This window comes from Nonlabens tegetincola, assembly GCF_002954355.1.
GTDB classification, from domain to species: domain Bacteria; phylum Bacteroidota; class Bacteroidia; order Flavobacteriales; family Flavobacteriaceae; genus Nonlabens; species Nonlabens tegetincola.
The window spans coordinates 336078-349700 of sequence record NZ_MQVV01000010.1; the positions used below are offsets into that span (position 1 = coordinate 336078).

13 protein-coding genes are annotated in these 13623 nt (G+C 35.3%); 2 read left to right on the plus strand and 11 right to left on the minus strand.

Features of this window, described 5'->3' with window-relative positions:
• Window position 1: 1 nt before the first annotated feature.
• The 10 genes from BST93_RS02055 to BST93_RS02095 form a co-directional block, all read right to left on the minus strand.
• Window positions 2-859 carry a tetratricopeptide repeat protein gene (locus BST93_RS02055; RefSeq protein WP_105017901.1) on the minus strand — a complete coding sequence of 286 codons (858 nt, stop codon included), beginning with the start codon at window positions 857-859 and terminating at the stop codon, window positions 2-4.
• Window positions 852-1883, minus strand: a complete 1032-nt coding sequence (locus tag BST93_RS02060) for a VWA domain-containing protein (protein ID WP_060523547.1) — start codon at window positions 1881-1883, stop codon at window positions 852-854. The genes BST93_RS02055 and BST93_RS02060 overlap by 8 nt, the downstream gene beginning before the upstream one ends.
• A gap of 5 nt (window positions 1884-1888) precedes the next feature.
• Entirely contained in the window at window positions 1889-2899 is a 1011-nt protein-coding gene (locus tag BST93_RS02065) for a vWA domain-containing protein (RefSeq protein WP_105017902.1), read from the minus strand.
• A 3-nt stretch (window positions 2900-2902) separates the two neighbouring features.
• Window positions 2903-4540 (minus strand): hypothetical protein, encoded by a 1638-nt coding sequence (locus BST93_RS02070; protein ID WP_258150463.1) that lies wholly within the window; start codon window positions 4538-4540, stop codon window positions 2903-2905.
• A complete protein-coding gene (locus tag BST93_RS02075; RefSeq protein WP_085775398.1) occupies window positions 4540-5403 on the minus strand; it encodes a DUF58 domain-containing protein in 864 nt (287 codons plus the stop codon). The genes BST93_RS02070 and BST93_RS02075 overlap by 1 nt, the downstream gene beginning before the upstream one ends.
• Window positions 5404-5474: 71 nt before the next feature.
• Window positions 5475-6479 carry an AAA family ATPase gene (locus tag BST93_RS02080; RefSeq protein WP_105017904.1) on the minus strand — a complete coding sequence of 335 codons (1005 nt, stop codon included), beginning with the start codon at window positions 6477-6479 and terminating at the stop codon, window positions 5475-5477.
• Between the two features lie 205 nt (window positions 6480-6684).
• On the minus strand, window positions 6685-6861 hold the full coding sequence (locus BST93_RS14150) for a hypothetical protein (RefSeq protein ID WP_167342721.1): 177 nt from the start codon (window positions 6859-6861) through the stop codon (window positions 6685-6687).
• A gap of 242 nt (window positions 6862-7103) precedes the next feature.
• Window positions 7104-7367: a 50S ribosomal protein L27 gene (rpmA, locus tag BST93_RS02085; RefSeq protein ID WP_042276905.1), complete on the minus strand. Its 264-nt coding sequence runs from the start codon at window positions 7365-7367 to the stop codon at window positions 7104-7106.
• 43 nt (window positions 7368-7410) lie between these two features.
• Window positions 7411-8046 carry a 50S ribosomal protein L21 gene (rplU, locus tag BST93_RS02090; RefSeq protein WP_105017905.1) on the minus strand — a complete coding sequence of 212 codons (636 nt, stop codon included), beginning with the start codon at window positions 8044-8046 and terminating at the stop codon, window positions 7411-7413.
• Window positions 8047-8134: 88 nt separating this feature from the next.
• Window positions 8135-8614, minus strand: coding sequence for a DUF4199 domain-containing protein (locus BST93_RS02095; protein WP_258150464.1), 480 nt, complete (start codon window positions 8612-8614; stop codon window positions 8135-8137).
• Between the two features lie 188 nt (window positions 8615-8802).
• Here BST93_RS02095 and BST93_RS02100 point away from each other — a divergent pair, with 188 nt between their 5' ends.
• Together BST93_RS02100 and BST93_RS02105 are read left to right on the plus strand one after the other, a co-directional pair.
• A complete protein-coding gene (locus BST93_RS02100; protein ID WP_105017906.1) occupies window positions 8803-10512 on the plus strand; it encodes an insulinase family protein in 1710 nt (569 codons plus the stop codon).
• A 9-nt stretch (window positions 10513-10521) separates the two neighbouring features.
• Window positions 10522-12588: a M16 family metallopeptidase gene (locus BST93_RS02105; RefSeq protein WP_105017907.1), complete on the plus strand. Its 2067-nt coding sequence runs from the start codon at window positions 10522-10524 to the stop codon at window positions 12586-12588.
• A gap of 49 nt (window positions 12589-12637) precedes the next feature.
• Here the strand turns inward: BST93_RS02105 and BST93_RS02110 are convergent, their stop codons facing one another.
• Window positions 12638-13549 carry a DMT family transporter gene (locus BST93_RS02110; RefSeq protein ID WP_085775395.1) on the minus strand — a complete coding sequence of 304 codons (912 nt, stop codon included), beginning with the start codon at window positions 13547-13549 and terminating at the stop codon, window positions 12638-12640.
• Between the last annotated feature and the right edge of the window lie 74 nt (window positions 13550-13623).

Consider the following 13623-nt stretch of genomic DNA (forward strand, 5'->3'; position numbering starts at 1 on the left):
CTTACCAGTCTTTTTCTGATTTCTTAACGGTTCCTTTGGCCTTTTTACCGTTTACTTTCTTTTGAATTTTCTTTTCCTCGTTATTCATCGCCTCGAGCAACTGTTTAATTTGTTGTCTTGTCATTTTTCCTTGCTGGCGTTGAGGTGCTTGTCCTTTTTGTTCTTCTGGTGAATCATTACCGTTTTCACCTTCGCTATTTTTTCCTTGGTCATCATTCTTTTGATCACCATCATTTTTATCTTGATCTCCTTCTTTTTCGTCTTGATCTCCTTTATTATCACCATCAGACTTTTCGTCTTGATCACCTTCCTTATTCTTATCTTGTTCTTGCTCCTTTTCTTGCTGTTGGTTTTGATCATTCTCGTCATTACCGCCGCCACCGCCGCCACCTTGTTTCTCTTTTTCTTGCTTTGCAAGAGCTAGGTTATAACGAGTTTCATCGTCGGTAGGGTCGTTACGTAATGCGTTCTTATAGGCTTCAATAGCTTTATCGTAATCTTTGTTCTCTAATAAAGTGTTACCTATATTGTGAAAAATTTTATGCTTCATTTCTTTAGAAGTAGCAGCATCTGCAGCCTTTCTAAAATAGGAGTTTGCCTCAATTTTTTTCTCGTTGTTGTAATACAGATTACCCAAATTATAAGCTGCTTGCGCATTATCTGGGTTTAATGATAGGGCTTTTTTGTATTCCGCTTCCGCGAAAGCGAAATCACCATCACTAGCAGCGTCTTGAGCATCTTTTATGGCTTGCTGTTCTGCGTAATTTATGGCTGGTTCTTGTTCGTTTTGAGCCGCAGTGTAGAATGATATTAGCATGAATATCAAAACATAGGTGATATGTATACTATTATTATTCATTAAATAAATTAAGTTTTTTAATCCATCCTGTTTTTCTTTCTAAATAGAATACATCCAGTACGACAAAGAATAGGCCAAAGGCTAGAAACCATTGGAATTGTGATTCAAAATCGGCATATTGTTGTGAATCAAAAGCTACTTTGTCCAAGGTGTCTAACTCTGCCTTTAGTTTTTCAATCACTTCATTAGTCAAGGTGCCATCGATATAAACACCATTACCAGCCTCTGCTATTTCTTGAAGCGTTGTCGCATTTAATTTGGTGATAACAGTTTTACCGTTTTGATCTTTTTTAAAGGATTTTACAATACCATTTTCTCGTATAGGAATGTTACTACCTTTTTGAGTTCCTACACCTATTGTTATTATGTGTAAGCCTTTTTCTGCAGCAGCCTCTGCTAGGTCGACAGAATCACCTTCATGATCCTCACCATCACTTATGATAACTAATACTTTGGCAGCTTCACTATCGTCCCCATAGTATCCTAGTGCTAGTTCTATTGCTTCATTAATTGCTGTTCCTTGACTGGATACTAGATCAGTACTTAATCCTTGTAAAAATAGTTTGGCACTACCATAGTCTGTAGTAATGGGTAACTGAGGCACGGCACTACCTGCATAGGCAATCAATCCTATACGGTCACTTGCAAGATTATTAATAATTTGTGTGACAAGTTGTTGAGATTTTTCCAATCGATTAGGCGCAATATCTTCTGCTAGCATGGATTTTGAAATATCTACCGCAAATACGATATCTACTCCTTCACGGTTAACAGTTTCTAGTCTTGTTCCTGCTTTTAAATTAACTAAGGAAAAGGCTATAAAGCCAAGCCCAAAACTTATGGTAATTACCTTGAGTAGCGGTTTAAACCACGACTTGTTGGGCATAAGGTGTGGTAATTGATGTTTTTGAGCGTACTTTTTTTGTGCTCTCAATCGCCACAAGCTTACGGCTATATAAAACACTAATAGCAATGGAATTGCTACTAATAACCAAAAATATATTTTCTCTTCAAGTACGTACATATTTACTAGGCTACAGATTTAAATAGCGTGTGTTTTAATAATTGTTCTATTGCGAGCAAACAAAAGGCGATTAATGCAAATGCTCTAAATTTTTCTTGCACACTATAAAATTCAAATTGCTCTATTTCAGTTTTTTCAAGTTGATCGATTTCATTATAAATTTCTTTTAATTTTTCATCATCAGTTGCTCTAAAATAGCGTCCACCTGTTGACGTGGCTATATTTTTTAAAAGCTCTTCATCGATTTCTACAGGTAACATTCTAAATTGAAATTCTCCATTAGGATACCTGCTGTATGGTGAAAGAGCATTTCCATTTGTACCTATTCCAATGGTGTATACCTTAATTCCAAATTCGACGGCAAGTTCTCCGGCTATTTTGGGATCAATTACTCCGCTGTTATTCACACCATCAGTCATGAGTATGATTACTTTACTTTCTGCCTCACTTTCTTTAAGTCTATTAACCGCTGTTCCTAATCCCATTCCGATTGCAGTACCGTTTTCTAGCACTTCGTCAAATTCGATACCTTTTACCGCATTGAGCGAGACCTTTTGATCGGTAGTAATCGGTGTTTTAGTATAACTTTCTCCTGCGTATACTACAATACCTATACGGTCATTTGGCCTGCCTTGTATAAAGTTTGTAGCAACTTCCTTAGTTGCTTGTAATCGATCCGGTTTAAAATCTCTTGCCAGCATACTAGCACTCACATCAATGGCAAGAACTATATCTATACCACTGGTTTTTTTTGTTCTAGTAGTAACATCGGTTGTTTGAGGTCTTGCTATGGCTATAATTAATAAAGCGATAGCTAATAATCTAAGTAAATAAAGTATAGGCTTTAATTTACCTAAAAGTGATTCTTTAAACTTAAAACCAGCTGTACTAGAAATATAAACCTCTGCTTGTTGTTTTCTATGTGAAAAAAAATAGAATACCGCTAGCGGAACTAATAACAATAACAACCAGAAAAACTCTGGATTTAAAAACTTTATGTTTTCAAAGTTCCACATCTTTTACTTGTCTTTATTATTAGGTTGTTGAATGGATGAAGGTATGGTCAAACTTTCTATAACCCTTTCTTTAAGCTGTTGTCCATATTGTCTTTCTTCTAATTCTTCATCGTCCATGATATTATAAACCATACACTCAACTACACCAGGTCCTGTAGCATAAAATCTGGTTTCGTAATCGTATTTATTTCCCTCACGTTCAAAACTTCCTGTGATACTTATACCTTTTATGTTGTTGGTAGTAATTTCACTGTCAAAGTTTAGGATGTTTGATGCTCCTGTTTCTTCTAATTGTTTAAGGAAAATATCTATAAACTCTTGTGGATTAATTTCTTGTTTACCTTGCGTAGCACTTGCTGGTATTTGGTATGTTTTTACATAAACTCCTGCAAGATCTTTATCGTCTTTCCATTCAAAGACTTGCTCATTGATTGCTGTAGCAGTATTTTCTTCCTCACTGTTTAAGGTTGATTGTCTAACTAGTATTTCTGGCGTATCAAGTTGAATGCTTGGTAAACCATACTCTGCCGTATACCATTCTTGCTCATTATAACTGCGCAGTTTATTTCCAAAGACACTATCCTTTACATTGTCCCAACCTGAAAGGTAAGTCCATATCCCAATACCGCTACAAATGACTAGTAGACTAATTGCAGAAACTAGCAATCCTTTTTTAAGGGCTTTTTTTCTAGCTTGTTTTCTTTGATATTCTGCGCTTAGCATGAGCTCTTCTTCACTAGGTGGTGGCAACACTTGATGAATGTTGTATATGATATCGTGTGCATAACCACGATCTTCTTTGGCACTTATAGAGTCACTTGAGGCGCCAGCAAACTTGATTAAATCAGCTTTTTGAAGCAATGATTCTAGTCGATTTTCCGAATTCTGGGTGATGTGCATGCCCTTTTCATTCATCACAACCTTGAGCTCGGTAAGCAGTTGTTGTGTGGTGCTTTCCATCGTACGCCCATAAACCTTCGAATCTATATATCTTCTTATGATATATGTGATTTCAGAATAGTAGCTTTTCCAATCTCTGTTTTCTAACCAATTATTGTTTTCTAGTTGTTTAAGACGATATATCGCCCATTCATATGGAGCTAGTGTATCCTCATAGCTTTTCTTTTCACGCTTTCGCGAAAGCAAATAAATAATAGCTCCAATAGGTAATAAAAGAAGTAGCCACCACAACCAGGACCAATCTGTTCTTGTAACAGTTTCAATATTAAGTGTGTCCTTAATGGGAAACATTTTTTGTTTAGTAGTATCTACTTCAACTTCTCTTACACTTACAAGAAGTGAATCAGTTAGGACTTGCTTATCATCGTTTATAAGGACTTTTAATTGTGGTATCCAGTAGTCACCGCTGTCCCATTGTGTTACTCCGTACTTCTTAAAAAGCTGAAATTTATCATCAGCAATAACACTATCTACTGGATATGATTCTAAAACCTCTAAAGCTCCATAGGCAGGTTGCTCTGGAAAGATTACTAAATCACTTTTTTGAGCCGTAATGCCAATTTCTAGAACTACTTCTTCTCCAATTTTAATAAGGTCACGATCTACTTTTGTAGATACTTCTGGTTGTTGAGCTGTTGCCCAAGCAGAAACAATAAAAAAGAGGTACAGTACGTATTTCATTATCTTGCTTTAAAGTAACCTAATAATTTTTTTGAATAATCTTCTCTAGTTTCTAGATCAATAGCTCCGGCATCAGACCTAGTGAAAGCATTTTTAAAATAAGCAGCTTTTTCTATATGATGAGCGGCATACTCACGGCGAGTTTTGCTAGAGTTTGTATTAATGAACAAATTTTTCCCTGTTTCTAGATCTTTAAATTGGACCAGGCCTATTTTAGGCAGCTCTTGTTCATGCTTATCGTAAATTCTTACTCCGGTAACATCATGCTTGCGTCCAATTATTTGTAAGGTTTTCATATAATCATCACTCATAAAATCAGACAAAACAAAAACAATGGCTTTCTTTTTAAGAACACCAGCCATATATTTTAAAGCCCCAGAAACATCAGTCTTTTTGTGTTCTGGTTTAAATTCCAATAATTCTCTTATAATTCTAAGAATGTGTGACTTTCCTTTTTTTGGTGGTACAAATAATTCTACTTGATCCGAAAAAAGTAATAATCCTACTTTGTCATTGTTTTGTAAAGCACTGAAGGCTAATGTTGCACACAGTTCTGTTATAATCTCCTTTTTAATTTGATTTTGAGTTCCAAACAAAGTTGAAGAACTTACATCTACCACTAGCATTAACGTGAGTTCACGTTCTTCTTCAAAAACCTTAATATAAGGCTCGTTATATCTAGCGGTAACGTTCCAATCTATATTACGAACATCATCACCAAATTGATATTGACGCACCTCGCTAAAAGTCATTCCTCTTCCTTTAAAAGCACTATGATACTCACCACCAAATACAGCGTCGCTCAATCGACGTGTTTTGATTTCAATTTTTCGTACTTTTTTTAAAAGCTCCTGAGTATTCATGAAGTTACGTTGCCTGTGGAACACAGGGATTTGTTACTAATTATAGATTTATTAAAAGGATTATTTAGATGCTACGGTACCTCTATGGAATTTACAATTTTATTTATGATATCAACACTTGAAAAGTTTTCTGCCTCTGCTTCATAAGTGATACCGATTCTATGTCTTAAAACATCAAGAACAACCGCTCTCACGTCTTCAGGAATTACGTAACCACGACGTTTTATAAACGCGTAACATTTTGCCGCCTTGGCTAGATTGATAGATCCTCGAGGTGAAGCACCAAAACTAATAAGAGGTTTTAACTCCTCTAGTTTATATTTCTCTGGATATCTAGTAGCAAAAATGATATCCAGGATATACTTTTCTATTTTTTCGTCCATGTAAACCAATTCTACAGCATCTTGCGCTTTTAGGATTTGCTCGGTTGTGATGACTGCATTAGGAACTGGAAAATCCTTTTTAAGATTTGCACGCATGATGTGTTGTTCATCATTTAACGTGGGATAATCAATAACTGTTTTTAACATGAAACGGTCCATTTGAGCTTCAGGTAGTGGATAAGTACCTTCTTGATCAACTGGATTTTGAGTAGCCATAACTAAGAAAGGTTTTTCTAGACTGAAAGTAGTTTCTCCAATGGTTACTTGTTTCTCTTGCATGGCTTCTAATAGAGCACTTTGAACCTTGGCAGGAGCACGATTGATCTCATCTGCAAGGACAAAATTTGCAAATACAGGACCTTTTTTAATGCTAAAATCAGCGTCTTTCATGTTATAGATTAAAGTTCCTACAACATCGGCTGGTAATAAATCTGGAGTAAACTGTATTCGAGAAAAGCTAGCACTTACGGCTTTTGACAAGGTGTTAATGGCTAGAGTTTTGGCTAGACCAGGTACACCTTCTAGTAAAATGTGACCGCGTCCTAATAAACCTATGAGCAAACGATCAATCATATACTGTTGACCGACTATCACTTTATTCATCTCGCTTACAAGAAGATCAATGAACTGACTTTCTTGTTGCACTTTTTTATTTATGCTTGCTATGTCTATCGTACTATTATTTTGTTCCATGTCTGGATGGTTAATTCGAATAGCTAATTAAAAATTGTTTTAACTATTGTAAGTTGTCTTTGTACGCTAAAATAACAAACAGAATAAGGACTACTCTAGGTTTAAAAATATTTTATGTTAATCAATGTGAAATTAGAATTACGGTTGTAGAAAATAAAAAAAGCCTCCATTTTACAGGAGGCTTTAAGTATGCGTTATAACTTTATTACTTTGACTTTTTATAAACAGATCTAACACCGATTCCAATAGCTGCGGCTGCGGCAATTAGTAATCCTGGAATAGGAGCAACGTCTTCAACTGTGTCATCAAAACCTGGTTGAGCACTTGCAATACTTCCAATTAAAATAAAAGCGAATAATACTAACTTCTGTGAATTTTTCATTGTCAAAAAAATTGAATTTTAATACTTGAATTACATCAAGAGTAACAAATATAACAATTGGTTGCTAACTTTTTAAAAAGCAGGTAAATATTTAACCTCTACTTAAACTTGATTTCATCTTTGAATAAGTCTGTTTACTGAAATACAGAAGGTTGTATTAAAACACAAAAGATTTAATTTTATCGAAAACAAAAAACCCAAATCAATATGATTTGGGTTTTTAATTCTATTATCTAATGGAATTAAGCTTGTGCTTCAGGAACAATAGAAACAAATGATCTATTATTACCTTTCTTAACGAATTTTACTGTTCCATCAACTTTAGCATGTAAAGTAAAATCTTTACCTGCGTATACGTTTTCACCTGGGTGGTGCTCCATACCTCTTTGACGAACAATAATGTTACCAGCTACTGCTGCTTGTCCACCAAAAATTTTAACACCTAATCGTTTCGATTCTGATTCTCTACCGTTCTTAGAACTACCTACTCCTTTTTTATGAGCCATGATGTTTTATTTTAAGCTTTCGCGAAAGCGAAATAGGTTAAACTTATTTTTCAACTCCTCCGTCTAGACGGTCTTGAAGTTCTTTTAATTCATCCCACTTACCATCAGCTGCAAGTTGAGCTTGTTGTGGCCAAGTAGTCGTTACGTGATTTCCACGAACATCCTTAATCATTTCAGAAATGTCCTCTGGTTTTGCGTTTGCAAGATCTGAGAAAGTAACAATTCCTGATTCATTAAGAGTTGTAGCAATCTTTGGACCAATACCTTCGATTTTCTTTAAATCATCACCTTTTGAGCTTGCTTTTGGTGCAGCTTTTTTAGGTTCAGCTTTTTTCTCTTCTTTCTTAGCAGCAGTTTTTTTACCGCCAGTAGTTGAAATACTTGAGATTTGGATTTCAGATAAGTATTGTCTGTGTCCGTTTTTCTTTTTGTAACCTTTTCTACGTTTTTTCTTGAAAACGATTACCTTGTCACCTTTAAGGTGGGAAAGTACTTTTGCTTCTGCAAATGCACCTTCTATAACTGGGGCGCCGAGTGTGATGTTGTCACCGTCACCTACTAGAAGAACTTTGTCGATGTTAATAGTAGCACCTTCATCTTCTTGTAAGCGATGTACAAACAACTTCTGATCCTTCTCGATCTTGAATTGTTGCCCTGCTATCTCTACGATTGCGTACATAATTACGAATTAATGTTGTTAATTTAGGGCTGCAAATATACTGCTATTCTACAAATTAGCAATAGTTGTCAACATTTCTTCAAGAATTTTATGCTTGCTGATTAAGAGGTTTTTGTTTGGACCTAATTTCTTTGGTGTTCCAAGATTGTTTGTAGATAGGTAAAATTACTAATGATGCTACAATCGTAGTTGCTACTCCAGATAAAAATACAAAAAGCAACAAGGCTACTTCTAATCCTTCACCTGCTATTGTAATTTGTTGTTTAAGTTCAGTGGCTAATTCGGGATGAATTTCAAATAAATAAATTGCCATAAAGACTGTAAATATGGTAGTTGCAATAAATCCTGCTGTTAGAGAAGCCGTAAATCCTTCCATATATTTAAACTGTCCTCTTTTCTCCTCGTAAACTTTTTTAATCAGTTGCCATAGCCCAAAACCGACAATAGCGGCATTGAAAAAACTTAACCAGGACTCGTTCCCTAATCCGATTAAGTCAATTATAATGAAATAGATAATTAATGCTAGAGCTATTAATAATCCGTATTTAGTAGTTTTTGAAAAATTCATGATATAATATTTTTAGTTCAGTTTTCCTTTAAATATCGAACTTTTGTATCGTAGTCATGGTTGATTTCAAATAAGTTTAACTTGAAAACGAAAGAATTACCAGTATTTTTACAAAGATTTGTATTGTTTGTAACATTTCGATCAAATCTTACACTAACATAAACAGTTGAACTAAAGTATCAAAAAACATGAAAAAAATTGTTTTGAGTCTGGTAGCTGGTTTTACAGCATTAACTGGATTTTCCCAAGAGGTGGATTTTATAGAATATGATTTACCTAATGGACTGCACGTTATTCTTCACCAAGAAAATGCTGCTCCTGTTATTACAGTAGGAGTGATGTATCAAGTAGGTGCAAAGGATGAAGAGCCTGGAAGAACTGGGTTTGCTCACTTTTTTGAACACTTGTTGTTTGAAGGAACTGAGAATATTGAAAGAGGAAAGTGGTTTGAAATAGTAGGAGCAAATGGTGGTAGTAACAACGCAAACACCACTCAGGATAGGACTTACTATTATGAGACGTTTCCTTCTAACAAGCTAGAATTAGGTCTTTGGATGGAAAGTGAGCGTATGTTACATCCTAAAATTGAACAAATAGGTGTAGACACACAAAATGAAGTAGTAAAAGAAGAGAAAAGACAGCGTATCGATAATGCACCTTATGGAGCTATTCTTTACAGAACAGGTATCGATAAGCACTTGTTTAAAAAACACCCATACGGGCAGTCAGTTATTGGGTCTATGGAAGATCTTGACGCTGCAAAATTGGATGAGTTTATTGGTTTCAACGATAAGTACTACAATCCAAATAATGCAGTGCTAGTAGTTGCAGGAGATATCCAAATCGACGAAACTAAAAAGATGATTGAGGATTATTTTGGGCCTATTCCTAATAATGCTCCTACGAACGTAAGAAAGGAAATAGTTGAGGACCCAATTACGGAAACTCGTTTTGCAACAGAATACGATCCAAACATTAGTATTCCTGTAAAAATCTTCTCTTACATCACGCCAAAATCGGTAGAAAAAGATGCTTATGTACTGGATTATATATCTAGTATTCTTACAGGTGGTGCAAGTTCTAGAATGCAGAAAAGGATGGTTGAAGAGGAGCAAATCGCTTTTCAAGTACTTGCTTTCAATCAAGCAAATCAAGACTACGGAACTTACACTATGGGAGCTCTTCCTAAAGGTGATGTAACACTAGATCAACTAGCAAAAGTGATGGACGAAGAAATTAAAAAACTTCAAACTGAACTTATCTCGGAAAAGGAACTAAAAAAGCTTAAAAACCAATTTGAAGCTCGTTATGTTCAATCTAATTCAAGAGTTGAAGGTATTGCTTCATCTCTTGCTACTTATTATATGTTAAAAGGTGGTGCTGATAAAATCAATAAAGAACTAGATATCTATAAAAGTATTACTAGAGAAGATATCAAACGAGTTGCAAATACTTATTTAAACCCTAATCAACGATTAGAACTAGATTACTTTGCTGGTGAAGCACCTCAAGACGCTTCAAATGAAGAAGTGAAAGTTGTTGATAATAAAATCCAAATCAATAAGATTTACTTTGATAACGATAAAGCAACTATCAAATCAGAATCAGCTAAGGAGCTAGACCGAATAGCAACTTTTATGCAGTCTAATCCTTCAATGGAAATAATGGCAGAATCTTATACAGATAGTAAAGGAGCTACTAAATACAATAAGGAATTGTCTCAAAAACGTGCAGAGTCTGTAAAAACATACCTGGTTTCAAAAGGTATTGCTGAAAACAGAATTACAGCTGTAGGTAAAGGAGAAAGTAATCCTGTAGTAGATTGCGATTCTCAAGAATGTACAGAGGAACAGCATGAGCAAAATAGGAGAACTGAATTTACGATCATAAAAAAATAAAGAATTAAAATGAAAAAGCAACTTTTATATACTCTGGCAGTACTTTTTATCGGGTTAACCGCTACTGCACAGATTGATCGATCAAAGATGCCTGAATCTGGTCCAACACCAGAAATAAACATGGGTAAACCATATACATTTGAGCTTAAAAATGGGCTTCAGGTTTTGGTAGTTGAAGATTCTAAACTTCCTGTAATCAACATGAGTTTAAGTCTTGATAATCCACCAATTATTGAAGGCGATAAAGCTGGTGTACAATCCTTGACCTCTTCTATAATGGGTAAGGGAACTTCAAAAACACCTAAGAATGACTTTAACGAAAAAGTTGATTACTTAGGTCTTAGAGTGTTTGTAAATGCAAACGGTGGTTTTGCCTCTGGTTTATCTAAATACAAAGAAGATATTTTCTCAATGTTTACTGAGGCGGCTTTATATCCGAATTTTACCGAAGAAGAATTAAAACTAGAACGTGATAATTTAATTCAAGGACTTAAATCCGGTGAAAATAGTGCTGCTTCAATTGCTGGAAAAGTTCGTGGTGCGTTAGTGTATGGTAAAGATCATGCAGCAGGAGAATTTGCAACAGTAGAATCGGTAGAAAGTGTTACGCTAGATGATGTTAAAAACTTCTACAACACTTACTTCAAGCCATCTCGTGGATTTCTTGTAATTTCTGGTGATATTACCAAAAAGGAAGCTAAAAAGCTTACTAAAAAATACTTTGATAAGCAGTGGGAAGAAGGCCTTGCTCCTAAAGCACAATTGCCAGCAGTGCAAGACCTTGCAGAGAGACAAATTAACTTTGTTGATGTTCCTAATGCAGTACAAACAGAGCTTGCAGTTATGCATGTATCTGATCTTAAAATGAATGATCCTGATTATCATGCAGCTGTACTTGCTAACTACATTTTAGGTGGTGGATTTAATTCATACGTTAACATGAACCTTAGAGAAGAACATGGATGGACTTATGGTGCACGTACATCTCTAGGTAGCGGAAGAAATTACAAATCTACATTCAGAGCTACGACAAAGGTGCGTAATGAAGTTACAGATAGTGCTGTTGTTGAAATATTCAAAGAAATCAACCGTCTTAAGACTGAGGATGTAGATCCTGTAGTTCTAGAAAATGCCAAAGCAAAATTCTTAGGAAGTTTTATCATGCAATCAGAAGATAAAGAAGTTGTTGCAGATAGAGCAGTAACAATAAGAACAAACAATCTTCCAGAAGATTTCTACAAAAACTTTATAAAAAACATCAATGCAGTTACAGTTGCAGATGTGAAGCGCGTTGCAAATAAGTACTTAAAGCCTGAACAGGCTCGTATAGTTCTTGTAGGAAAAGCAAGTGATGTACTAGAGAACCTAGAAAAAATGAAAATTGATGGATTGCCTGTAGATATCAAATTCTTTGATAAAGAGGCGAACCCTACAGAGCGTCCATCAACAGTAGAAGTTCCAGAAGGATTAACTGCGCAAAACGTTCTTGACAACTATATAGCAGCTATCGGTGGTAAGGAAGCTGTTCAAGAAATTAAAGATGTGAATACATTCTCTGCCTACACATCTCCTATGGGAGAACTTATACTAGGAGTAAAGAGAGCACAAGGTGATAAATGGTCACAATCTATAAAAATGGGTGGTCGTGAAGTAAATAAACAAGTTTACTTGGACGGGAAAGCCACTGTAGGTGCCATGGGGCAATCACAGGAATTATCTGGTAAAATGTTAGAATTAGTAAAAGATCAAGCTTTATTTTTCCCTGAATTATATCATGCAGATAAAGCTACTCTTGCAGGAGCACAACGTTTAGGAGATAATAACGTATACATTATCAAGTGGAGTGATACAAAAAAATCATTCTATGATACTGAAAGCGGTCTTTTAGTTGGAGAAGAAGTGGTGTCTATGGGACCTCAAGGTGAAATCACTACTATCCTTAAGTATAACGATTACGAGGAGTATAATGGAGTGAAATTTCCTACCGTAATGGTTCAGCCTATGATGGGACAGGAGCTTAAATTTGAAACTAAAGATCTTAAAGTAAATACAGGTTTAAAAGACTCTGATTTCTAGTAAGATCTCGCTTTCGCGAAAGCGAAATAATGAAACGTAAAACCGGTTACTAGTCAGTGGCCGGTTTTTCTTTTTTTGCTCTTGTTACCAATACCACTGCAAAAATTATTACCGCGGTAGAGATGCCTTGCCAAAAATTAAAAGATTCACCATCCAAAATTCCCCAAGTAAGTCCAACTACAGGCATTAAGTATGTGACACTACTTGCAAATACAGGAGATGTAATTTGAACAAGTTTGTTAAACATGATCTTTGCTGCTACGGTACCAAAGATGCATAAAACGACAATATAGCCTAAGCTTTTTTGAATTTGTGGATTGGTGTAATCCAGACTGTGACCATCAGAAAGAAATAGTACGATTACCGCAAGTGGAGTAATAAATATGAAGTTACCTGCCGCGATAGCTAGTGGTTTTACGTTTTGTAAATACCTTTTAATAATATTCACATTGCTGGCGTAACAACAGCATGCAATAAGTACAAACCCGGCAAAAAGATAATTTTGATCAGGATTGCCTTCCATCCCGGCAAATATTAAACCTATGGCACCACCTAATCCAATTATTACGCCTAAAAGTTGTACTCGACTGAATGATATCCCAAAAACTATCGCTCCTAGAATAAGCGTGATTAAAGGCACTGTAGAGTTTAATATACCGCTTACTGCACTATCGATTTCTGTTTGGGCATAAGCAAAAAGAAATACTGGAAAAAAAGTTCCCAGTAAACCAGAAATAAACAACCATAAATAATCACTCTTGCTTGCTTTTTTAAAGCTAGATAGTCCAATCACAGTTAATATCACACCTGATAAAATTACACGCAATGCTCCTAGCTGTAAAGGTGTAAGGGTGAGATTACCATTCTCTTGACCCAAAGCTTTTTTTATAAGAATAAATGAAGAGCCCCAAATAAGACTTAGAATGACAAGATAAACGTACTTTAATTGGCTCTTTTCCATCTATGCGATTTTATAAAATGCAAAGGTGGTTCTATTAATTTGATTGAACTAATAATTTAAAACCAATGATTTGA

Bases quoted from the DNA above. Each gene is read 5' to 3' on its own strand.
- BST93_RS02055 (WP_105017901.1), bottom strand. From the start codon at position 859: ATGAATAATAATAGTATACATATCACCTATGTTTTGATATTCATGCTA.
- BST93_RS02060 (WP_060523547.1), bottom strand. From the start codon at position 1,883: ATGTACGTACTTGAAGAGAAAATATATTTTTGGTTATTAGTAGCAATT.
- BST93_RS02065 (WP_105017902.1), bottom strand. From the start codon at position 2,899: ATGTGGAACTTTGAAAACATAAAGTTTTTAAATCCAGAGTTTTTCTGG.
- BST93_RS02070 (WP_258150463.1), bottom strand. From the start codon at position 4,540: ATGAAATACGTACTGTACCTCTTTTTTATTGTTTCTGCTTGGGCAACA.
- BST93_RS02075 (WP_085775398.1), bottom strand. From the start codon at position 5,403: ATGAATACTCAGGAGCTTTTAAAAAAAGTACGAAAAATTGAAATCAAA.
- BST93_RS02080 (WP_105017904.1), bottom strand. From the start codon at position 6,479: ATGGAACAAAATAATAGTACGATAGACATAGCAAGCATAAATAAAAAA.
- BST93_RS14150 (WP_167342721.1), bottom strand. From the start codon at position 6,861: ATGAAAAATTCACAGAAGTTAGTATTATTCGCTTTTATTTTAATTGGA.
- rpmA (WP_042276905.1), bottom strand. From the start codon at position 7,367: ATGGCTCATAAAAAAGGAGTAGGTAGTTCTAAGAACGGTAGAGAATCA.
- rplU (WP_105017905.1), bottom strand. From the start codon at position 8,046: ATGTACGCAATCGTAGAGATAGCAGGGCAACAATTCAAGATCGAGAAG.
- BST93_RS02095 (WP_258150464.1), bottom strand. From the start codon at position 8,614: ATGAATTTTTCAAAAACTACTAAATACGGATTATTAATAGCTCTAGCA.
- BST93_RS02100 (WP_105017906.1), top strand. From the start codon at position 8,803: ATGAAAAAAATTGTTTTGAGTCTGGTAGCTGGTTTTACAGCATTAACT.
- BST93_RS02105 (WP_105017907.1), top strand. From the start codon at position 10,522: ATGAAAAAGCAACTTTTATATACTCTGGCAGTACTTTTTATCGGGTTA.
- BST93_RS02110 (WP_085775395.1), bottom strand. From the start codon at position 13,549: ATGGAAAAGAGCCAATTAAAGTACGTTTATCTTGTCATTCTAAGTCTT.